The 20677-nt window shown below is 54.8% G+C and carries 20 protein-coding genes and 1 tRNA gene; 7 read left to right on the top strand and 14 right to left on the bottom strand.

Annotated elements, in window-relative coordinates; all coding sequences use genetic code 11:
• Nucleotides 1–6 precede the first annotated feature (6 nt).
• Entirely contained in the window at nucleotides 7–747 is a 741-nt protein-coding gene (locus tag QC816_RS06325; RefSeq protein WP_309781395.1) for a dienelactone hydrolase family protein, read from the top strand.
• Nucleotides 748–1052: 305 nt separating this feature from the next.
• Nucleotides 1053–2438 carry an FAD-binding oxidoreductase gene (locus QC816_RS06330; RefSeq protein ID WP_309781396.1) on the top strand — a complete coding sequence of 462 codons (1386 nt, stop codon included), beginning with the start codon at nucleotides 1053–1055 and terminating at the stop codon, nucleotides 2436–2438.
• Between the two features lie 193 nt (nucleotides 2439–2631).
• Here QC816_RS06330 and QC816_RS06335 read toward each other — a convergent pair whose 3' ends face one another.
• Nucleotides 2632–3837 carry a GGDEF domain-containing protein gene (locus tag QC816_RS06335; RefSeq protein ID WP_233337405.1) on the bottom strand — a complete coding sequence of 402 codons (1206 nt, stop codon included), beginning with the start codon at nucleotides 3835–3837 and terminating at the stop codon, nucleotides 2632–2634.
• A 229-nt stretch (nucleotides 3838–4066) separates the two neighbouring features.
• Here QC816_RS06335 and QC816_RS06340 point away from each other — a divergent pair, with 229 nt between their 5' ends.
• Nucleotides 4067–5098 carry a sodium:calcium antiporter gene (locus tag QC816_RS06340; RefSeq protein ID WP_199285295.1) on the top strand — a complete coding sequence of 344 codons (1032 nt, stop codon included), beginning with the start codon at nucleotides 4067–4069 and terminating at the stop codon, nucleotides 5096–5098.
• Between the two features lie 79 nt (nucleotides 5099–5177).
• Here QC816_RS06340 and QC816_RS06345 read toward each other — a convergent pair whose 3' ends face one another.
• The 5 genes from QC816_RS06345 to QC816_RS06365 form a co-directional block, all read right to left on the bottom strand.
• The gene (locus QC816_RS06345; protein WP_309781397.1) at nucleotides 5178–5837 is read right to left on the bottom strand and encodes a metallophosphoesterase; all 660 of its coding nucleotides are present in this window, start codon (nucleotides 5835–5837) and stop codon (nucleotides 5178–5180) included.
• A gap of 413 nt (nucleotides 5838–6250) precedes the next feature.
• Nucleotides 6251–6541, bottom strand: coding sequence for a BCCT family transporter (locus tag QC816_RS06350; protein WP_264823080.1), 291 nt, complete (start codon nucleotides 6539–6541; stop codon nucleotides 6251–6253).
• A 161-nt stretch (nucleotides 6542–6702) separates the two neighbouring features.
• Complete coding sequence (locus tag QC816_RS06355) at nucleotides 6703–7839, bottom strand: endonuclease/exonuclease/phosphatase family protein (RefSeq protein WP_309781398.1); 1137 nt, start codon at nucleotides 7837–7839, stop codon at nucleotides 6703–6705.
• Nucleotides 7840–8111: 272 nt separating this feature from the next.
• Nucleotides 8112–8202, bottom strand: a tRNA-Ser gene (locus tag QC816_RS06360).
• Between the two features lie 48 nt (nucleotides 8203–8250).
• A complete protein-coding gene (locus tag QC816_RS06365) occupies nucleotides 8251–9957 on the bottom strand; it encodes a potassium/proton antiporter (RefSeq protein ID WP_199285294.1) in 1707 nt (568 codons plus the stop codon).
• Between the two features lie 222 nt (nucleotides 9958–10179).
• Between QC816_RS06365 and QC816_RS06370 the strand changes: the two genes are divergently transcribed.
• A complete protein-coding gene (locus QC816_RS06370) occupies nucleotides 10180–11247 on the top strand; it encodes an ABC transporter substrate-binding protein (RefSeq protein ID WP_233337404.1) in 1068 nt (355 codons plus the stop codon).
• Nucleotides 11248–11286: 39 nt separating this feature from the next.
• Complete coding sequence (locus QC816_RS06375) at nucleotides 11287–12141, top strand: GIY-YIG nuclease family protein (protein WP_254902893.1); 855 nt, start codon at nucleotides 11287–11289, stop codon at nucleotides 12139–12141.
• On the opposite strand, the gene QC816_RS06380 is transcribed toward QC816_RS06375, so the two are convergent.
• The 3 genes from QC816_RS06380 to QC816_RS06390 all read right to left on the bottom strand — a co-directional run bounded on the left by QC816_RS06380 (nucleotide 12136) and on the right by QC816_RS06390 (nucleotide 15687).
• Nucleotides 12136–12954: an alpha/beta fold hydrolase gene (locus tag QC816_RS06380; protein WP_085918603.1), complete on the bottom strand. Its 819-nt coding sequence runs from the start codon at nucleotides 12952–12954 to the stop codon at nucleotides 12136–12138. The genes QC816_RS06375 and QC816_RS06380 overlap by 6 nt on opposite strands.
• A 27-nt stretch (nucleotides 12955–12981) precedes the next feature.
• Nucleotides 12982–13650: a 7-cyano-7-deazaguanine/7-aminomethyl-7-deazaguanine transporter gene (locus QC816_RS06385; protein ID WP_199285292.1), complete on the bottom strand. Its 669-nt coding sequence runs from the start codon at nucleotides 13648–13650 to the stop codon at nucleotides 12982–12984.
• Between the two features lie 123 nt (nucleotides 13651–13773).
• Nucleotides 13774–15687 (bottom strand): propionyl-CoA synthetase, encoded by a 1914-nt coding sequence (locus QC816_RS06390; RefSeq protein ID WP_085918605.1) that lies wholly within the window; start codon nucleotides 15685–15687, stop codon nucleotides 13774–13776.
• 288 nt (nucleotides 15688–15975) lie between these two features.
• On the opposite strand from QC816_RS06390, the gene QC816_RS06395 reads away from it, so the two are divergent.
• Nucleotides 15976–16293, top strand: a complete 318-nt coding sequence (locus QC816_RS06395) for an ArsR/SmtB family transcription factor (protein WP_085918606.1) — start codon at nucleotides 15976–15978, stop codon at nucleotides 16291–16293.
• Between the two features lie 20 nt (nucleotides 16294–16313).
• Here QC816_RS06395 and sohB read toward each other — a convergent pair whose 3' ends face one another.
• Entirely contained in the window at nucleotides 16314–17345 is a 1032-nt protein-coding gene (sohB, locus tag QC816_RS06400; protein ID WP_309781399.1) for a protease SohB, read from the bottom strand.
• Between the two features lie 189 nt (nucleotides 17346–17534).
• Between sohB and QC816_RS06405 the strand changes: the two genes are divergently transcribed.
• Entirely contained in the window at nucleotides 17535–17846 is a 312-nt protein-coding gene (locus QC816_RS06405; RefSeq protein WP_085918608.1) for an SCP2 sterol-binding domain-containing protein, read from the top strand.
• Between the two features lie 21 nt (nucleotides 17847–17867).
• Here QC816_RS06405 and nudC read toward each other — a convergent pair whose 3' ends face one another.
• The 4 genes from nudC to QC816_RS06425 form a co-directional block, all read right to left on the bottom strand.
• Complete coding sequence (nudC, locus tag QC816_RS06410) at nucleotides 17868–18650, bottom strand: NAD(+) diphosphatase (protein WP_085918609.1); 783 nt, start codon at nucleotides 18648–18650, stop codon at nucleotides 17868–17870.
• On the bottom strand, nucleotides 18643–19374 hold the full coding sequence (dnaQ, locus tag QC816_RS06415) for a DNA polymerase III subunit epsilon (RefSeq protein WP_309781400.1): 732 nt from the start codon (nucleotides 19372–19374) through the stop codon (nucleotides 18643–18645). Before dnaQ ends, nudC begins: the two co-directional genes overlap by 8 nt.
• A gap of 9 nt (nucleotides 19375–19383) precedes the next feature.
• Nucleotides 19384–19845, bottom strand: coding sequence for a ribonuclease HI (gene rnhA, locus QC816_RS06420; RefSeq protein ID WP_085918611.1), 462 nt, complete (start codon nucleotides 19843–19845; stop codon nucleotides 19384–19386).
• Between the two features lie 62 nt (nucleotides 19846–19907).
• Entirely contained in the window at nucleotides 19908–20654 is a 747-nt protein-coding gene (locus QC816_RS06425; RefSeq protein WP_199285289.1) for a methyltransferase domain-containing protein, read from the bottom strand.
• Nucleotides 20655–20677: the final 23 nt, after the last annotated feature.

The following is a 20677-nucleotide window of genomic DNA, read 5'->3' on the forward strand; positions in this document are numbered from 1 at the left end:
TTATTCATGTCTCGTGCTATCGAAATTCCCGCCACCGACGGCACCATCGACGCTCATATCTTCACGCCCGGGAACGCCGTAGGCCCCTTTCCGGCCGTTATTCTGTTCACGGATATCGGCGGTTTGCGGCCCTGCTATCACGAGAAAGCCCAGCAGGTCGCCAACAATGGCTATGCCGTGTTGATGCCTAACGTCTACTACCGTGATGCGCAAGGCTCTGTCGTGCCGGAGAGCAAATCCTTTCGTGACCCGGACGTAAGGCCAACGCTATTAGCGTATGCCGGTCACCTCACGCCCGAGGCACAGTCCCGTGACTTCATTGCCCTTCTGAACGGCGTTGATAACGAGGCCGAATTTGCTGACGGCAAGATGGCGGCGGTCGGCTATTGCATGACTGGGGCGTTTGCGCTTCGCATGGCAGCTGAACACCCCGACCGCGTTGCAGCGGTGGCCGGTTTCCATTCGGCCCGGCTGGCGGAAGCAGACGACCCGAACAGTCCCATACACGGGGTCGGCAATATTCAGGGGCACGTCTATTTGGGACATGCCGACCAGGACGAGCTTTTGCCACCGGAGCAGATCGCCCGCATGGACGCTGCGCTAGCCGCCGCTGGCGTGCACTTCACCACCGAACTCTACAAAGGCGCAGCCCACGGCTTCACTGCCAAGGACGCCCCTTCTTTTAATGCAACCGCCTATGAACTGCATCTCAAGCGACTGGCCTTGCTCCTGGAAGAAACACTGTAGCTTCCCGCTCGTTTCATCAACTGCTCTACTCACTATATGGGCCGAGAGTTACCGAAAACGAACGGCGATAACTACTTGCCAGAGATCCAGTCGCTATGAGACTAGGATTCTCCATGAGTCCACCCAATAAATAAACGCGATTGTTAACAGTCTGACCTACACTATGATGATCCACTGACGAAATGCCAATCAAAGGGTCGCTGTGAGGATTGGGGGCGAGTCGCCAGCCGATTTGTTTTCTTCCATTCTCCGCCCGACGCTCTTTCCATGCGTCCCTGCCTCGGGCACACGCAACGGTGGTCGTCATGAACCATATTTCTCAAACCGCAATAGAGGCGTTTAAGGCCGATTTCTCGGGAAGTGTGATGCTTCCGGATGATGTGCAATACGAAGAAACGCGACAGATCTGGAATGCCATGATCGACCACAGGCCTTCCATGATTGCCCGCTGCTCTTCACTGGACGATATTGTCCAATCCCTGAACTACGTGCGCGCCAACGACTTGCCCTTTTCCATACGTGGCGGTGGTCACAACATTGCAGGCAATTCTGTCTGTGACAATGGTGTGATGATCGACCTCTCATTAATGAAGGGCGTACTCATAGATCAGAAGCTTCATCGCGGATATGCTGAGCCTGGTTGCACCCTCGCAGATTTCGATGCCTCTGCCCAAGCGTATGGCCTTGCCACCCCGCTGGGCATTAACTCCACCACGGGTGTGGCCGGCCTGACCCTGGGAGGTGGTTTCGGTTGGCTCAGCCGCAAGTACGGCATGACCATCGACAACCTGCTCGGTATGGACGTGATTACTGCCGATGGCCAACAGTTGCACACCAGTGAAACGGAAAACGCCGACCTTTTCTGGGGACTTCGCGGTGGAGGCGGTAACTTCGGTATCGTGACGCGTTTCGAGTACCAGCTGCATCCCGTAGGCCCGAATGTGCTGTGCGGTCTCATCGTCTTTCCCTTCGATCAGGCGAAATCGGTCATCACGCAGTTCGCCCGTTTTACGGAAACGATGCCTGATGAACTCAACGTGTGGATGGTGACCCGCAAGGCACCTCCCTTGCCCTTCCTGCCCAAGACTGTCCACGGGAAAGAGATTGTCGCACTGGCCATTTGCTACACAGGTGATCCTGCTGAAGGCGAGAAACACATCGAACCGCTGCGTGGGTTCGGTACCGCCCATGGTGAGCATATCGGCGTACAGCCATATACCGATTGGCAACAGGCGTTCGATCCACTGTTAACCTCAGGCGCCCGCAACTACTGGAAGTCGCATAATTTCTCGTCGCTTGGCGAAGGGGCGGTCGATGCCATCATCGAATACGCCGGCACTCTACCGTCTTCACAGTGCGAGATATTTATTGCCACGTTAGGCGGCCAAACGGGCCGGGCCCAATCCGAAGCGATGGCCTACTCGAGCCGCGACGCCAACTACGTGCTAAACGTGCATGCCCGTTGGGAGACGGCTGCCGAGGACGAGCGCTGCATCGACTGGGCGCGTGAATTCTTTACCCGCACCCAGCCCTATGCCAGTGATGGCGCCTACATCAACTTCCTGACCGATGATGAAACCGACCGCATTGCCTTCGCCTATGGCGCGAGCTACGAGCGACTGGTGGAGCTCAAGAAGAAGTTTGATCCGACAAACCTCTTCCGCGTCAACCAAAACATCCTACCGGCCTGAATGCCGCTTGCGTGATGAAGCTTCGTTTTGGGTACGTTTTCCGCAAAACCCCGTATTAGCAAGCGCCCTTATTCAGGGCGCTTTTAGCTGCTTGCAGGAACCTTGGTGGTTAATCTTACCGGTGGCACGCCAAACGAAAATGCCCACTTCATATTTTTGGCTGCCGCCATCTTCGGCGTTGTGGAAGGAGTGGTTACCGGATTATTCGCGGGTTGTCGTACATTACCACCCGGTTCCTGCCTTGACGTTTGCCGCTGTAAAGCATCTGATCAGCTCGCGTGATCAGCGTCTCGAGATCAACGTCCTGGGTGTGCGCTATCGCTATGCCGATCGTAACGCTTGGGCATAGTTTTTCCATTTCTTTTTGTAATGGCAGATCTGCGACCTGTTTTCTAAGTCGTTCTGCCACCATTTGCGCGTCTTCAGGACTGATATTAGGAAGGGCCACCACAAATTCTTCCCCTCCGAAGCGCCCTATCACATCCGTAGGGCGCAGAGATTGAACACAGACCTCGGCAATCTTGGTCAAAATCCAATCCCCATGGCGATGGCCCCAGGTGTCGTTGATGACTTTGAAGTGGTCCACATCAATCATGAAAAAGCCGAACGGCACCTTTTCCAGTTGTGAGTGCTGCAATAGTTTTTCGGCCAAATTCATGAAATGACCGCGGTTATTTAATCCTGTCAGAGCATCCCGCTCTGCCACTTCGCGCAGCTGCGTTTCCAGTGATTTTCGGCGAACGATTTCCTCATGCAACTGCTGATTCTGACCACGTTCTTCGTGAAGCAACGCAAATTGCTTACGTTGTAGGCTCTCAATACGCAGCAATGCACAGAACCCCACCACGTTGGCCATAATCAACAGCAGCGCTATGCGAAGCATTGTCATTGGGCCAAGCGCCGCAAACAGCACTGCAAAGACCAAAAACCCAATATTCAAATAGAGGCTGGCAAGCGCCGCTACCGTCAGCAGGTTGGGAATCAAAAGATAAAAAGCCATCGTGGCTACCACTACCGCTGTTACCTGAGTGGGAAGGCTTTCGGGGCGTAATGGCACAATCAAAATGATACCCGTCGCCAGTAGCCATAGCGGCAAAGCATGCAGCCAGACTTTTCTCGAATAGCCGCCCCAGCGCCCGATAATGAAGGCCAGCATAAGGCAGAAGCTCACCACCCCGATACGCATAGCGAGCAGCAAATAAAACTCTCTGGTGATGCCCAGAAGGTAATAATCCGAAATGGCAAACATGCCGAAGATCAACGCGGCCACAATCAAGTAAAGGCAGGATTCAAACCGCACCCTCGACTCAATGGACTGGCGATACATTGACTCACTGCCACCGCCACAGAACTGACCGGTCAACCAATGCACCTGGTAGTGCGTTTTTAGTGACGACAAGGTCCCATACTCCCCGAGTAAAACGGCGATTTTTCTAGAATTTAGCCAGCGAAGCTGACTTCACCGATCGTTAGCTGAGGTAATATCGCATGCCCCACAGCTTAATGTTTTTTTATCGATCCTGAATACTGTTGGTGAGGCACTTATTGCTTGAACTCATGCTTTCTAATGAGCCAGTGTTAAACATTCTCGGCATGACACAGCGATATGCCCTAACGAGGGAAACTGAATGTTCACATTGCTCAATGATATTTCGCTTCTGGCCGCGTTTGCCCTCTTCGGTTTTTGCGCAGTTGTCATTGGTATCGTGGGTACCCGACTCACTCGAGTGGTTGATAGCCTCGCTGATCGCACTGGCTTAGGTGAAGCGATTGCGGGAGCTGTTTTGCTTGGAATGGCTACCTCGCTATCAGGCATTGTGGTATCGGTTTCTTCTGCCTGGACTGATAAACCCGAACTGGCAATGAGTAATGCGCTAGGCGGTATCGCCGTCCAGACGCTATTTTTAACGATCGCCGACATGGTATATCGACGTGCCAATCTCGAACACGCGGCAGCCTCTCTTGGTAACCTGATTCAGGGGGCATTACTTTTGTGCCTTCTCAGCCTGTTGCTGGTGGGGCGTTTCGCGCCTGAGTGGACTTTCTGGCAGATACATCCGATCACACCGTTATTATTTATTGCTTACCTATTTGGTCTAAGGCTGATTAAAAATGCTCACACACGGCCGATGTGGTCCCCGACAAGAACCCGCGAGACGCGTGAGGACCAGCCCGATGAGCCGTCTGGAAAAATTACGCTCAAGCGGCTATGGCTCATTTTCCTGGGTCTCGCGCTTGCAATAGGCTTCACCGGCTGGTTGCTGGAACGTAGCGCGACGATTATTGCTGCCGAAACAGGGCTTAGCCAAGCCGCCGTCGGTGTCCTGCTCACATCAGTCGTCACATCGTTACCCGAGCTTGTAACGACGATTGCAGCGGTGCGACGGGGAGCGCTAACGCTCGCAGTGGCTGGGATTATCGGTGGTAATGCGTTTGATACATTGTTTGCCGCCGCATCAGATGTAGCTTATCGGGGCGGCTCCATTTATCACGTCATCCCCAATCATGTGATGCTATGGGTTGCCCTTACGGTATTGATGACGGGGGTGCTCATGTTGGGCCTTCTGCATCGACAAGAGCAAGGGCCGGGCCGTATTGGATTTGAAAGCATGGCAATAATCGGCCTTTATTTGACGGGAATCATCATACTATTCAACTAGCGGTGCGAAAGAGATCATCCCCGCGAAACTACCGTTTAGAACGCACTAGCCCTACTGGGTGGCCGACATTCGCTCCCGTTCATGCCAACACCTCCCGGGCATTGATCAACGTCAGTCGCCCGGTTTGGAAAGCGCCGGTGTCGATATAGAACACATTACCCAACCACGTCGGTCGCTCGATGATCGTATGCCCGACCACCACCGCATCGATGCCAGTCACCGGCGTTTTTTCCATACGCTTGATACGGGAACGCCCCCACACGATTTGTTCTTTTTCGGCAGGGCCTGCATCTTCAATCATTGACCAGTCAGCGGGCGACTCCGCGTGAACGATGCCTATCTGCTGCCCCATCACCTCCACCTGGCGTGCATAGGGCAGATACTTCAACGCCTTGAGGAGTAGTCGGTGCACTTCGGTCCGGTTCTCTTTGTTCGCCCAAGTACCGCCGTTGATCATCCAAAGACTTTCAGCGTTTCCACCCCTTTCTAGAGCCTCCAATGCCAGCATTTCGTGATTGCCGCGCACGCCGAAAAACCAGGGCTCGAAGGGTAGCGATAGACACTTCAATGAATCAGCGCCGCGGTCTATCAAGTCACCCACGCAAAACAGGCGGTCCTTTATCTTATCGAAATCCACGCGAGCCATGGCCTCGATCAGCAAGTCGTACTGCCCATGGATATCGCTGACAATGAAGTCCCTACCCGTCATGTTCTGGTCGTGTTTTTGAATCAAGCGCATGGTGATAGCTCCTGGTTGCGACAGGGTGCTCAAGGAAGCCAGAAGGACAGTAGGTGAACCACCCACTCGGAAGCAGTCAGGTCTTTAGCGGCATCCAAAACATAACGCAGCGGTGCGCAGACGTCATTCTATTGGGCCTAAGGCCGCATGAATGAGCTTCTCAAGATGATCTGGTCACGTATCGACGTTGATAACGCCCCACCTCACCTGAAAGGTGAAAACAACAAGAGCGCCAAGCGCCGACGGAGGTTGCTAAACAACCGTAGACACGATCTGGACACAGTAAAGGACCTGTGCATTTAGTAGAAGGGGTATTGAACAAGAAACGAAGGGACTAGAAAAGCAAAAAAGCCCCGTAAAAACGGGGCTTTAATATAGAGCCACATCTTCATCGTTGATGGTCTTTCCCGACCTTAAAGCCCTACCTTCAGCCTTGGCCCGCTTGATGCCAGCCAGTTGGCGTTCCTTGATGTTGGAACGTTCACGCTCAGCCATAGCAGTACAGCTACCCAACTCGTCACCCCGAAAATAAACAACCACCCAAGGTTGGTAACGACCCATTTCGGCTCAGCGCCGAAGGCTGCTCCTATGGGGCCCGGCGCAATCAAAATCACCACCAAGAAAAGAATCATAATCCCCGCGGATGAGAAGAAAATGGTGGAATCTGTCTTGAGGCCAAGCTTTCGCGCTAGTGCATCCATCATCGTTACTCCTATCACCTTTCGGCTACATAGGAGTTATTTGCTGATCATGCCAAGCCATGAGCAAAACTTTGTACCTTTCTTGATGAAAGTGGTATTACCAGACGAGTTTCGCAAACAGGCGATTTAACAACACTTACCGCCCTATCGGCGTTTTCCTACACTTATTCTGACGAGCTTACGTCATGCTCTTCGGCGTCCTCGCTTCCTTCTTCTACGATTTCTTCGGCTTCCTGCTCCTCTTTTGTCGAAGCCTCGGGCCTGGCATGGTCCTTCTGTGCAGCCGTTAGCGTGGTAGAAATCGCAAAATGATCGGAGCCATCCACTTTCACTCGGTCAAGATTGATTAAATGAAAGCCATCAGAGACGAACAAATGGTCGATAGGATAACGCCATAACGGCCGCTCTGCGTGGTAGGTGCTCAGTAGTCGCCGCCCCCGCCGTGGGTCTTTCAAATCGCTCAAGTCGGCGAATAGCCGAGTGGTGTCAGACCAGGCAACGTCATTGAAATCACCGGCAACAATCCAGCGGTGGTCGGCATCTTGTTGTACGTGGTGAGCAATGCGCATGAGTTCAGCATCGCGGACCCGGCTGTCCCGGCGCTCGTCGATCTCATCATTGCTTGCGATTCTGTCTTGAAGACCCGGCGGCACTGGATGGGCACCAACGAATTCGACCGGCCCGATTCCTGGCACGTCCAGAGTGGCGAAGATGGAGGGGCGGCGCTTGGAGACGAGGTGTTTAACCTCGTGTTCAAGCAGTGGGAAGCGCGACCAGAGCACGAGCCCTAGCCCCTCGTCACGCACCTCGCCTACCCGGTTCGTGTAACGTTCATTAAGCGCACTCACCCCTTCAGCCCACTCTTGATCCACTTCAATTAGCAGCAGCAAGTCGGGGTCCTCATGCTGCACCATTGTCATTATCTCGTCATGCTGGTCATTTTTGTACGACACATTCGCGGTGACTACTTTCAAGGTCCCCTGGTTGCCGTTGGCTTGTGCCTCCACGGTTGGCACTTCGGTCGGCCATACAGGGGTGAACGGCAAAACATGATAAAGATGCCATCCTGCAATCGCCACAACCGCCACTCCCCATGCTGCATGTTCTTTGCCTGATTGCGCGCGCCATGCGTGAAATACCAGCAGTAACAGGGGGAACACGAGCACACCCAGTAATTGAAGACGTGGAAAGTCCCATAGTCTGATCCACCATTGACCGCTGGGTATCAACGGCAAAATGCTCACTACTACCAGCACGAGCAGCATCAGACGGGTGGCCCAGAGGAGAAGCTTTAAAAACATGATTCCTCTCAAATCCAGTATCAGTGATCGGAAAAGTTCTTTGTTATTACCTTGATTGCCGTCATTGTTCTTTCGGCATAGGCAGATCCAACGCTCTGGATCGCTGCTTGCCTTGGCTGTTTAACTCAATGTGCCGCTATCACCTATACGGCAAAACATACAGAACGGCTATGTAAGTAACTTAGTACTCAGCACACAGTAACCCAAGATATTGGATATAAATTCAAGACAATAAAAAAGCCCCTGACGAATCAGGGGCTTTGAAATCGAGGTGGCGGAGGGACAGGGATTCGAACCCTGGAAAGGCTATTAACCTTTGCCGGTTTTCAAGACCGGTGCATTCAACCGCTCTGCCATCCCTCCGGCTTACGGATGCATATACTACCAGCTTTTCCTTGGAAGTCAACGCCTTTAGTACAACCTTAGCCCGACACGGGTGATTTTTCCGCCTTGCATATCGCTGACAACCCAATGGATGCCATGCCAGTCCACATCGTCACCTACCACAGGGTGACCGCCTACGCGGAGCGATACAAACTCGGCCAGGGTCATGTCCTTCTCACCTGGGCTCAAGGTCAGACCATAAGCCTGGGCAATATCTTGCATTTGGGCGCTGCCATCCAGGGTAAAGGTACCGAAAAAGGCACGCTCCCTTTTTAACTTTGAATCACCGTTAAACAGACGGTTGAGCGCATTCAGGTCTTCCGAACGGCCGATTACGCAAATTACATCGCCCAGCTTGAGTCGGGTGCTGCCTTTCGGGTGCAGCATGGCATGTTCACGGAATAGCGCCGAGATAAGTGCACCGGAGGGAAAGCGCAGAAGACGGATGGGCACGTCTTCAAGGTCTTTGTTGTCAACTGAGTAGACGAACATCTCGTAGTCGTTTTCCGGCAATATACCCAGCGGACCGCGTCGATCAGGCGTGGTACCCGTCGGCACCTCCACCTTTAGCCAGCGAGCCATGACAGTCAGCGAGCCACCCTGGATCAGAAGCGACATAAGCACCACCGCGAAGGCCACATTGAAGTAGAGCGAGGCGTTTTCCACACCGTCGATCAAGGGGAAAATGGCCAGCACGATCGGCACCGCGCCGCGCAGACCCACCCAGGCAATAAACCACGTTTCCCGCCAGCGAAACTTGAAAAACGGTTTGATGGTAATCAACACGGCCAGCGGGCGGGCAATGAAAATCAGGGCCAGCGCTACCAAGGCGGCGGGAAGCGCGACGTCCCAGAGCTCGCTGGGCGTTACCAGAAGCCCCAACACCAGGAAAAGACCGATTTGACTCAACCACGCCAGGCCATCGTGAACGGGCAGGATAAAGTTGAGATGGCGGCCCGGCTGGTTGCCGATCATCAAGCCCGCCAGGTAGATCGCCAAGAAGCCACTGCCGCCGAGTACACTGGTGAGGCCAAAGACGCTGAAGCCCAGGGCAAGCGCTAGCATGGCGTAGAGGCCCGGGGCCAGGTCCAGCCAGCGCAACAGCTTGGCACTCAGCCAGCCGCCGCCAAGTCCCACCACCAGGCCGATACCGAATTGGGTAATAAAAAACAGCAGCGTTTCAATGGGACCGCCGATATCACCAACCAACAATTCGACCAACATCAAGGTCAGGAAAATCGCCATCGGGTCGTTGGTACCCGATTCGATTTCAAGCGTGGCCCCTACCCGCTCATTGAGATTGACACCTCGTCCGCTTAGCATTGAAAACACCGCGGCGGCATCGGTGGAGCCTACAATGGCACCCACCAGCAACCCCTCGGCGAGCGATAGATCAAACACCAGCATGGCGATGCCACCGACAATGGCACTGGTGATAAAGACCCCGAAGGTGGCAAGTGAAAGCGCCGGCTTGAAGCCGACGCGGAAAGTTTTCAGGCGTGTGCGCAGGCCACCATCCAGTAGAATCATCGCCAGCGCTAAATGGCCGATGGTGAACGCCATGTAATAGTCATCGAACTGGAGCCCTAACAGTCCTTCTTCACCGGCGACCATCCCCAGCGCAAGGAAGATCAGGAGCAGGGGAACCCCCATCATCGAGGAAAGACGACTCGCCAGAATACTGAGCGCCATCAAGGAACCGCCGACCAAGAAAAACGTGTAGATTGCGTCCATGACTCTCCGTCTCTTCTCTAAGCACGCTGATTATCGCATGCCAGCGTTGAATTTACTGCGCCTCATGGACTGACAAGGCGTAATTGAAGGCTGGTCAGATGATTAGCGTGCCAGATACACTTTGCTTTCTGTTACTGGGAGTGATTGATGATGCTGACCCGTTTGTGTCGCACTTGGTATGTTTTGCTGTCTATAAAGGTCGTTTTATTATTCGTAAGTTCAATGACATACGCAAATGAGTCGGATGCTCAGAAGACGAACAGTGACAGCCAGCTCGAACTTAACAGCAGCGTCGAGGTTCCCCCCGCCTGGTGGACGCCCGATGCCGAACCAGAGGAGCCCCAACAGGAGGCGCCTACCAACGCCGTCACCCCAGCGCCTCCCCTTGAGCCACCACCCCTTGAACAGGTCAGCATCATGCTGGACTGGTTTTTGAGCCCAAAGCACGCAGGGCTCATCGTGGCTCAGCAACGTGGCTTGTTTACCGCCCAAGGCATGAAGGTTGAGCTCCAGACACCGGCAGACCCAAGCGTCGGACTGAAGCTATTAGCGGCCGATGAAATCGATTTTGCCTTAAGTCGCCAGCCTTCACTGCATCTCTACGTGCATGATGGAGCTCCTATCGTACGTATCGCCACGCTGATCGAAACACCGCTAAGCGCAGTGGTCGTGGCAGGTGAGATTGAAGATCCCATCAAGGATAAACTTGCAAGGATGCGCTACGGCTACACAAGCCGCGAAGGTCTTGACCTGTTCATCCCTTATTTGATCCCCAAGGCACTCACCCAGGCTGGCAATGTCGCGCCTCCGGTTAATCTGCATTTTGACATTCGCCGTGCTTTCGCTGAGGAGCAGGTCGATGCGGTCATCGATGCGCCCTTTCATTCATTACCTGAACAACTGGCGAATGAAGGCATCAATACGCAGGTTATACGCCACAGTGCCCTGGATATTCCGCGCTACGACGGCTTGATACTGTTGGCCAACCGAGACGGTACCGCCCGTCGTGCCAAGACCTGGTCTCACATTGTCAGGGCCATTGAAGACGCGCATTACTGGATATTGGAAAACCCCGATGCCGCCTGGGAGTTACTGATCAGTGCCGAACCGGTGCTTGATAACCCCATTAATGCAGCAAATTGGCAAGACCTCCTCAGGCGTATCGCGTTGTCACCTGGTGCGGTGGATAACCGCCGCTATCAGGCCTTTGAACAATTTCTTTTACAGCAAGGCCTCAGCGATGAGCTTTTGCCAGTGTCACGCCTGGCCATCGATCCCCATACCCTCTAGTCGGGGGGCTGTTAATCACCGACCAAACGGCAAACGCAATTGGATGAAACCCGGGGTCGTCAACGACCGGCACGGATTGATCAGGACATGCTCGACCAGCTACCATCCAGGCCTGGAGTGTATCTGTTTTATGGCCATAACCGGCTACCGCTTTACGTCGGCAAGAGTATCCGCCTACGCGACCGCGTGCGCGACCATTTTCGGCGAGCCCGCCACGATCATAAAGCGATGCGAATGGTCGAGCAGATACAGCATATAGAATGGGAAGAGACAGCTGGCGACCTGGGTGCCCAGCTACGGGAAGCCCAACTGGTCAAGTCACTGCTACCGATCATGAACCGTCAATTACGCAAGCAGCGCAACCTGACCACCTGGCATTGGCCAGAGGGGGCGACACAGCCACAATTGCTCAGCGGCACGGCGCTTAATCAACCGACAACGGGAGGATTCTTCGGTCTTTACCGAAATGCTTCCAGTGCCAAGGAGGCCTTACGTGGGCTAGCCGAAACGCATCAGCTTTGCCCGCAGGTGCTGGGCCTGGAAGCGGGTAAAGGCCGCTGTTTTGCCAGCCAGGTAGGAAAGTGCCGGGGCGCCTGTTGCGGTAACGAAACAATCAGCGACCACACACAGCGCGCGCAGACAGCGTTGCAGCCCCTACAGGTCAACACCTGGCCGTGGCCGGGGCGGATTGTCATCAAGGAATCCCCACCGGAGCACAAGGCAGTGGCCTGGCACGTGGTAAATCAGTGGTGCTACCTGGGAAGTGCCGCCACTTTAGCCGCCGCCAAGAAGCTGGATGCCGAGTCAGCCAGCTTCGATATCGACAGCTATCGGATCCTGCAGCGTTTCTTACGTGAACCTGATGAGTATGGCCTATCCATCAAGGCTCTATGAGTTGACTGAAGAAGTTTGCGCTGTCAAAAATGCGTCAACTGATTGCTGGAAAGCCACAGGCTGATCGGCATGCAGCCAGTGCCCGGCTTGTTTTAGCGTCACGACACGTGCGGCGGGAAGTATCTCACGCAGCGCAGGCAGCATGGCGTCGCTCACGTAGGGGGACTCATCGCCGCGTAGTACCAGCGTCGGTCCGTTGTAAGGCGCCTCCCCCGACGGCAAACCGATGATTGCCTCGTAATCCTGGCGGATGTAATCCAACCCAACGCGCAGTTTGAGCCCACCTTGCTCGCCTCGCACCAGATTAGTGGCAAGAAACAGCCGGGTCGGCCGGGAATCGACGTGTTCAGCAAGCAGTTCATCCGCTGCGCGGCGATTAGCGGGCTGCCCTTCCCTCACCCGCTCGAGCGCGGCAAAGACATCATCATGGCCATGCTGGTAAGCCACTGGGGCAATGTCCGCCACCACCAGTGAGGCAACGCGATCCGGGTGTTGACGGGCCAGGCTGATCGCCACCTTGCCGCCCATGGAATGCCCCACCAGATGAACCTGCGATAATCCGAGCTTGTCGAGCAAGGCGACGACATCGGCACTCATTTGGGCGTAGCTCATTCCCTCGACATGAGGCGAACGGCCGTGGTTTCGTAGGTCAACCGCAATCACCCGCCGTGAGGCTTGCCATACCTTGAGATGCGAGCGCCAGTTGTCGGCGCTGCCGAGAAGACCGTGAATGACGACCATCGGAGTCGCATCGGCGTGCTCTTCCGAGGGCTGGTCAAGGTAGTGTAAATCTATCGGCATGGCGTCATTCATCGTGGCTCCTCGTCGGTTGATGGGCTATCAGGCCGGTCGCGGCGCGACGTCAGTCTGATCGGTCCAGACCACCAGCCGACGCGTTAACCAGGATAGCAACAGGCCATACAGTGGCAGGAAAAACAGCAGGCTGATGGCAAGCTTTATGGCGTAATCGACGGCAGCAATTTCCACCCAATGGGTGGCCATGAAGGGATCCGGGCTCTGGTAAAAGGCGACCGAAAAAAATGCAAAGGTATCGGCCAGGTTGCCCAGCACGGTAGAAAACACCGGCGCGACCCACCATACCCACTGTCGCAAACGATCAAACACCTGCACATCCAATAACTGCCCAATAACGTAAGCCAAAAAGCTTGCCAGTGCGATACGCGCGACAAATAGATTGCCTTCGCTCAATGCGCCCAGTCCTGCGAAATCGCCCTGCGGAAACACCACGGAGATCACATACGAAACGACCAGCGCAGGCAGCATGACGCGCAGAACAATCGCTCGCGCAGGCCCTTTTCCAAACAGCCTGACGGTCAAGTCAGTGGCCAAAAAGATAAACGGAAAGCTAAAGGCGCCCCAGGTGGTATGAAAACCGAACAGGCTGAAAGGAAGCTGAACCAGATAGTTACTGGCGGCGATGATACCTATGTGAAACGCTACCATGACGGCGAGGCAACGGCGGTGCTGAGCGTCGTTTAAAACAAACATGCGGCTAGCCTTTTTGTGTAACGAGGGGTTAGGGAACCCTCAATGTATTGCGCACCCAGTGCGGCGAGAGGCGCATTATACGCCTTCTCGACCGCATTAAAAGTGGGCGGCGGTCAGCAAAGGCTATGCGTGAGGTGGCGTTTCGTTCGCGCGACCGATCCGGTGATCGCACATGGCGCGATGCACATCATCGACGCTGGTGGGATCATCGATAGTGGAAGGAATGCCCACCTCCTGGCCATCGGCCAGGTTGCGCAGCAACTTCCGCAAGATTTTTCCGGAGCGTGTCTTGGGCAGCCGGTCGACGACAATGACTTGCTTGAAACAGGCCACCGGGCCAATTTGCTCGCGTACACGCGCAATCAATGCTGCTTCGAGTGCTTCTTCACCTTCAGTGTAACCATCCTTGGGAATCACCAGGCCAACAGGCAACTGCCCTTTTAGATCATCATGGACACCAATGACCGCGCATTCGGCGACCGACGGATGACCGCCCACGACTTCTTCCATCTCGCCGGTAGAAAGCCGGTGGCCTGCCACATTAATCACATCGTCGGTGCGCCCCATGATGAACAGGTAACCCTGCTCATCAAAAAAGCCGCCATCTCCGGTCAGGTAATAGCCCGGAAATGCTGCCATATAGGCAGAGTGAAAGCGCTTTGGATCTCCCCAAACACCGGTTAAACAACCCGGGGGCATCGGCTGCTTGATCACAACGCTGCCCTGTTCCATGGGGGCTGCTTGCTCGCCATCCCGATTCAACACCTGCACATTAAAGCCAGGAACAGGTACGGTCGCCGACCCGGCCTTGGTGGGCATGGGTTCGATACCCGGCAGATTGGCGGCAATGGGCCAGCCGGTTTCAGTTTGCCACCAGTGGTCGATAACCGGCACGTCGAGCAGATCGTCAAGCCAGTGATAGGTCGGCGGATCAAGCCGCTCACCGGCAACGTAAAGATGCTTGAGACAGCTGATGTCGTACTTTGACAGCCACTGTGCATCCGGGTCTTCCTTTTTAATCGCACGAAAGGCCGTAGGTGCACTAAAGAAACTGGTGACGTTATATTTTTCGATGAGACGCCAAAAACTCCCAGCATCGGGCGTCTTGACCGGCTTGCCCTCATAAAGAACCGTGCTGCATCCGTGTAACAGTGGGCCATAGACGATATAGGAATGGCCGACGACCCAGCCAACGTCTGACGCGGTAAAGAACACATCGCCCGGCGCCAGGGCATAAATCGCCTCCATCGAGTAAGCAAGCGCCACGGCATAGCCAGCGGTGTCGCGCACAATGCCTTTAGGTTTTCCCGTGGTGCCTGAGGTATACAGCACATAAAGCGGGTCGGTGCCCTTTACCGGTACGCAGTCGGCCGGGGTCGCCTGGCTGACAAGGGCCTCCCAGTCGTATTCCCGTTCGTTGAACTCGACGTCACACTCCGCGCGGACTTTGATAATGCAGGCATCGGGCTGATGCGGACTTAAGGCCAGGGCCTGGTCGATGATCGGCTTGTAGGCCACTACCTTGCCACCCTCGATACCGCAGGAGGCAGCAACAACGACTTTCGGTGCGGCGTCTTCGATGCGTGCGGCCAGTTCGTGGGGAGCGAAACCACCAAATACAACGGAATGAATCGCGCCCAGTCGGGCGCAGGCGTACATGGCGACCACCGCCTCCGGAATCATCGGCATATAGATGACCACCCGGTCGCCTTTTACAACGCCTAACTGTTGAAGGCCGCCGGCAAATGCCGCTACCCGATCCCGTAACTGACGGTAGGTAATGGTCTGCTCGGTTTGCGTCACTGGCGAATCCCAGAAAATGGCGGCCTGCTCTCCTCGCCCCTGATCCACATGGTAGTCCAGGGCCGCGTGGCAAAGGTTCATCTCACCGTCGGCAAACCACCGCGCGTGCTGTTGTTCATCGTAGGACAGTACCGTGGTGGGCGGCATCATCCAGGGAATCCGCTTGGCCTGCTCGGCCCAAAACTGTTCTGGTTGCTCAATAGATTGCTGGTAAAGCTGCGGGTAGCGGCGCATGGGAACACCTATCGTTATTGTGATTGGAGAAGGCTCTCAGGATTGTTGACACTTTATGCACTAAGCCGATGCTTTTCTCTAAGACCATGGGCTACAAGTGGGAGATAATTCGCGGAATGGGTTTCATTGTCGACAAAATGCGTTGATTACCATTGATAAACCGTTAAACAACAACTTGGACAAACCACGCTAATTTACTGATCATTAAATAATCAGACACTACATCGCGGCCATGCCTTCAACAACCTATAACAACGCTACCTTTCAAAGGTAGACCAGGAGATCCCCATGTCGGCTTCCAAGAGTGCTGCACGCCTGCTTAATCATAACGGTCACGCCATCGAAGCGGGAACCAACCTGTTGAAAGCATTGGCCAATGAGAAACGGTTGCAGATTTTGTGCTTGCTCGCGGGTAAGGAACTTTCGGTAACACAGATTAATCAGCAGCTGGCACTGAGTCAGTCCGCGCTTTCGCAGCATTTGGCAATTTTGCGGCGTGACCAACTGGTGAATACCCGGCGGGAATCACAAACGATTTATTATTCGCTCAGCAGTGATAGCGCCAAGGCCATCATCATGACCTTGGCAGATCATTTTGCTGCTTGATAGACAGCAGCAAAGCGTACTTAACGACGATGCCAACCTGTGGCTTCCAGCATGCTTAATCCTTTAAGCACGGCATTTTCTGCGCCGCTGGCCATCGCCAGGCCAAACTTGCGGCCAACTGTCTTGGGGGGCTCGAGTTTTACCCGATAAACGTGGGCTTTTGCGATACGCTCCATCAAATACGCTTCGCTGGTGCCGACACTATCGACCAGCTTGAGATCCAATGCTTCACTGCCGTACCAGATCTCCCCCGTCGCCAAGGCATCGATATCCATATCGGGGCGACGCTCGCCAACGTAACGCTTGAATAATTGATGCGTATTCTCAAGATCTTCGAGGAATTTTTCACGCCCTTCGTCGGTATTTTCACCCAACAGGGTCAATGTTCGCTTGTATTTACCAGCGGTTAACAGCTCAACGTCGACATCGTGGCGCTTGAGCAAGCGATGGATGTTAGGAATCTGAGCGACCACGCCAATTGACCCCACCACGGCAAAAGGCGCTGCTTTAATATGATGCGCGGTACACGCCATCAGGTAGCCGCCACTCGCCGCCACCTTGTCCACGCACACAGTCGTCGTAAGCCCTGCCTCTCTCAAACGATCCAACTGGGCAGCAGCTAGACCATAGGCGTGAACCAGCCCACCGGGCGACTCAAGACAGATCACCACTTCATCATCAGGTTTGGCGACCTCGATAAGCGCTGAGATTTCCTGGGCAAAATGCTCGGTGGCCGAGGCTTTCATATCGCCCTTGAATGTCAGCACCCACACATTGGGCGTCTCAGTTTCGCCCTTTTCTTTACGCCGATGCTTGTCCTCACGACGGAAAGTCTTGAGCAGCTTTTTGCGAATACCGGCAGGCGTCGCCGCGAGCCGCAGGCGACGAGCGCGGCTACGGCGACGCTCGTGCAGGGGTTCTACGTGCAGGGTTAAATCGCGCTCCCCTTCTGCCTTGGCACGTGCAATAAGCAATACACCGATGCCGATAACAGCGGCGATAATGCAGGCTTGTACGATAAACGTACCTATCTCTACGACCCATTCGTTCACGTGCGTCTCCTTGATTGATGTGCATCAAGCTGCCACCGTTGACCGCAGCATGAAAACGGCGCTTGATATGAAACATATGTTTGAAATATTCTCTCGCCCCAAAGTGGCCAATGGTACGATGTCGCTTCACATTGCACGCCACTTCATCCCATTATTCATTCCATCTGGTTTTTTTAACGGAACGCTATTATGTCAACCAACACCCTCGAAAAGTTGCAAGCTCGCTTTGACCCAAAAGCCGCTCAGGGGATGCATGAGATTTTCCAGTTTCATTTTTCTGATGCGGGCAGTCACTATCTGGATATCCAGGATGGCAACCTCGATATTCAAGAGGGTGAGCACGACGACCCGTCGGTCAGCCTGAGCATGAGCACCGATACGCTGAAAGGCATCATGAATGGCGACATCAATGGCATGACCGCATTCATGACCGGCAAACTCAAGGCAACGGGTAACGTGATGCTGGCCACCAAGTTGACGAGCCTCTTTCCCGGCGAATAAGCCGACGGCTCCCCAGCCTTTTCATCGCCAATGGTTTAAATGGGTTTCGATCAGCTCGCGAGAGATCGAATAGGTCGGCGGTAGCGTAGGCAGTTGGCGGGGGGAAAACCACGCTGCATCACTGATTTCCACCCCGTCAATGCGAATCCGCCGTGTGGTCGCCTCGGCAAAAAAACCCAGCATTAGTGAATGGGGAAATGGCCACGCCTGGCTTTGGTAATAGCGTAACTGGCTTACGTGGACGCCCACCTCTTCAAAAATTTCTCGATGTACGGCCTCTTCAGCGGATTCTCCCGGTTCAATAAACCCCGCCAGAGTTGAATAGCGGCCAGGCGGAAAACGCGGGCTGCGTGCCAGCAGCATCGCCTCGCCACTGGTCACCAGCGTGATAATGCAGGGCGAGATGCGTGGGTAGTTACGGTGACCGCAGGCGTGGCAATGCATCGCAAATTCAGTGGAGAGCTTCGTTGCTTCTGCACCACAGCGACCACAAAAGCGATGATTTTCCAGCCACGCTCCCACTTGCAGGGCGGTGGATAACAGCGAATACCAGTGGGTCGGCAACTCACCCATCCATTGCCGCCCGTCTATCCATCCTTCGCCCGGCGATGAGGCTAACTGCAGCGCAACAGGCTCTTCCTCCCAGTAGCAAAGCGGCTGCATTTCTTGAGTCCACTTTTGCCAGGGGTGGAGAGGGGTCAATGCCTCGCGATCTAGTGTCGACTCGGCAGGCGCAAGACGACTGCGTGAAAGGTAAATAACACGCCCTTCCCGTGCTTCATGGGGTATTTCTCGTCTAAGCATTGCCCGGCATACCCTCGAACCAGCGAAGCTGGTGCGTTTCACATTTCGCCAAGTGCGCTTGCCGCTCTTCCTGGCTAGGCGCAATGACCCGAAGCTGCCCAGGCGATAATGACATGCGCTGAACCGACAGCCCCGCCTCGGACGGAGTATCGCTACGCTGCTCTTGGTTGACCTCAGCATCCAGCGTGAGCGCCGTCTGCCCACCGGTCATGGCAAGATAGACATCAGCCAGGATCTCGGCGTCCAGCAAGGCGCCGTGCAGTACGCGATGACCGTTATCGATATCATACCGCTTGCATAGCGCATCAAGACTGTTGCGCTGGCCCGGGTGCATCTTTCGGGCCATCACCAGGGTGTCAAGAATACGGCAATGATCACCGACAGGGCCGAGCGGTTGCCCACGACCCTTCAGCATTTTTAATTCGTGATCAATGAACCCCACATCGAAGGGGGCGTTATGAATGACCAGCTCGGCCCCTTCTATAAAGGCCCAGAAATCGTCGGCAACCTGGGCAAACACCGGTTCGTTGGCAACTTTGGCATCATCAATCCCGTGTACTGCGACTACCTCAGCGTCGATGTGACGCTCGGGATTGATATATTGATGGTAGGTACGGCCGGTAAAACGCCGATTGACCATTTCCACGGCACCGATTTCTACCAGCCGATGACCTTCCCTGGGATCAATACCTGTGGTTTCCGTATCCAGAATGACTTGGCGCATCATGGTCTCCTATGCGTTTTTTACTGCTTCATCGATTGCCTGGTTGGCAAGGGCATCAGCTCGTTCATTGCCGGGATGACCGCTATGCCCTTTTACCCAGTGCCACTCAACTTGATGACGCTGGGCTTCAGCATCAAGCTCTTTCCACAGTTCGGCATTTTTGACCGGCTGTTTAGCAGCGGTTTTCCATTGGCGTTTACGCCAGTTATGTATCCACTGCGTGATACCCTGACGGACGTATTGGGAATCCGTCCAGATCGCCACCTGACAAGGGGTATTCAATGTACGCAGTGCCATGATGGCCGCCATTAATTCCATGCGGTTATTGGTCGTTTGTGCTTCATACCCATAAAGGGTTTTCTCATGCTGCCCACTTGCCAGCACAACGCCCCATCCGCCGGGGCCGGGGTTCCCACGGCAGGCTCCATCGGTATACACGGTTACCCGGGGTAACCGTCCAGTGTCAGTCACGTTGTGTGCGTCCTTAAATCCATAATGTTTGAGCTTGGGGTCTGTAGACTGGATAACGGCGGTTAATGACCATGGGTACGCGTCGCCCCCAGGGAATTCGCGGCAACCGGCGCTTTCAGACCAAATTTAATGCGTTGTTTGGGTGCATGGCGTTGGCGGCGTTTGGCCAGCACCATGTAGCTTTCCCCCAGAGGACAGTTATAGCGCCGACCCAGTGACTCCCAGTGCTCGACGCAACGCCCTCCCGGCCAGCTTCTAAAGCAGCAGTAGTCTACTCGCTCCACCTCAAAGTCGACAAATGCCAGCCAGTCACCCATCCGGCTGGCCGTTCGCCATTGCCCGTTCCAGGGGTATTGCCCCTGGCGCTTGCGCCACTGTTTGACCACACCGCTGACCCCCATAGGGTTAAACCCGAACAGTACCAGTAGGCCACTATCTGAGGTAACGCGTGCGGCTTCTTGAAGCGCATGATGGGCATCCGGCAAATGCTCAAGCCAATGGTGAAGCACGACGACATCCAGACAGCTGTCCGGTAGTGCGAGCCTGTCGGGCGGACAAATTAACGTCTGGTCGCTGGAGGCGCTCGTGCGTGTAGGTGCCCACTGCAGGCGATGGGCAATGCCGGACATCGACATCAGTGCTGGCCCCATTCCCATCTCGAGGCTATGACCACCGGAACGGGAATCAACCAGGGGCCCGAGGCAGGCGCGTTGGGAATCCCACAATGATTTACCTGCCTCCGACTCCCAGTAGGTGCGGCTTGTAAATAGCGTGTGGGCGAGTGTCTCTGCCGCCGTTGAATTTGACATGTACCGCTCAACCCTCCACAGTA

It is taken from the genome of Vreelandella janggokensis, assembly GCF_031451615.1.
Classification (GTDB): Bacteria; Pseudomonadota; Gammaproteobacteria; order Pseudomonadales; family Halomonadaceae; genus Vreelandella; species Vreelandella janggokensis.

What these genes read in the sequence shown, in the direction of transcription:
- QC816_RS06325 (WP_309781395.1), top strand. Translation starts at nt 7, where the DNA reads ATGTCTCGTGCTATCGAAATTCCCGCCACCGACGGCACCATCGACGCT.
- QC816_RS06330 (WP_309781396.1), top strand. Translation starts at nt 1,053, where the DNA reads ATGAACCATATTTCTCAAACCGCAATAGAGGCGTTTAAGGCCGATTTC.
- QC816_RS06340 (WP_199285295.1), top strand. Translation starts at nt 4,067, where the DNA reads ATGTTCACATTGCTCAATGATATTTCGCTTCTGGCCGCGTTTGCCCTC.
- QC816_RS06345 (WP_309781397.1), bottom strand. Translation starts at nt 5,837, where the DNA reads ATGCGCTTGATTCAAAAACACGACCAGAACATGACGGGTAGGGACTTC.
- QC816_RS06350 (WP_264823080.1), bottom strand. Translation starts at nt 6,541, where the DNA reads ATGATGGATGCACTAGCGCGAAAGCTTGGCCTCAAGACAGATTCCACC.
- QC816_RS06355 (WP_309781398.1), bottom strand. Translation starts at nt 7,839, where the DNA reads ATGTTTTTAAAGCTTCTCCTCTGGGCCACCCGTCTGATGCTGCTCGTG.
- QC816_RS06365 (WP_199285294.1), bottom strand. Translation starts at nt 9,957, where the DNA reads ATGGACGCAATCTACACGTTTTTCTTGGTCGGCGGTTCCTTGATGGCG.
- QC816_RS06370 (WP_233337404.1), top strand. Translation starts at nt 10,180, where the DNA reads ATGACATACGCAAATGAGTCGGATGCTCAGAAGACGAACAGTGACAGC.
- QC816_RS06380 (WP_085918603.1), bottom strand. Translation starts at nt 12,954, where the DNA reads ATGAATGACGCCATGCCGATAGATTTACACTACCTTGACCAGCCCTCG.
- QC816_RS06385 (WP_199285292.1), bottom strand. Translation starts at nt 13,650, where the DNA reads ATGTTTGTTTTAAACGACGCTCAGCACCGCCGTTGCCTCGCCGTCATG.
- QC816_RS06390 (WP_085918605.1), bottom strand. Translation starts at nt 15,687, where the DNA reads ATGCGCCGCTACCCGCAGCTTTACCAGCAATCTATTGAGCAACCAGAA.
- QC816_RS06395 (WP_085918606.1), top strand. Translation starts at nt 15,976, where the DNA reads ATGTCGGCTTCCAAGAGTGCTGCACGCCTGCTTAATCATAACGGTCAC.
- QC816_RS06405 (WP_085918608.1), top strand. Translation starts at nt 17,535, where the DNA reads ATGTCAACCAACACCCTCGAAAAGTTGCAAGCTCGCTTTGACCCAAAA.
- nudC (WP_085918609.1), bottom strand. Translation starts at nt 18,650, where the DNA reads ATGCTTAGACGAGAAATACCCCATGAAGCACGGGAAGGGCGTGTTATT.
- dnaQ (WP_309781400.1), bottom strand. Translation starts at nt 19,374, where the DNA reads ATGCGCCAAGTCATTCTGGATACGGAAACCACAGGTATTGATCCCAGG.
- QC816_RS06425 (WP_199285289.1), bottom strand. Translation starts at nt 20,654, where the DNA reads ATGTCAAATTCAACGGCGGCAGAGACACTCGCCCACACGCTATTTACA.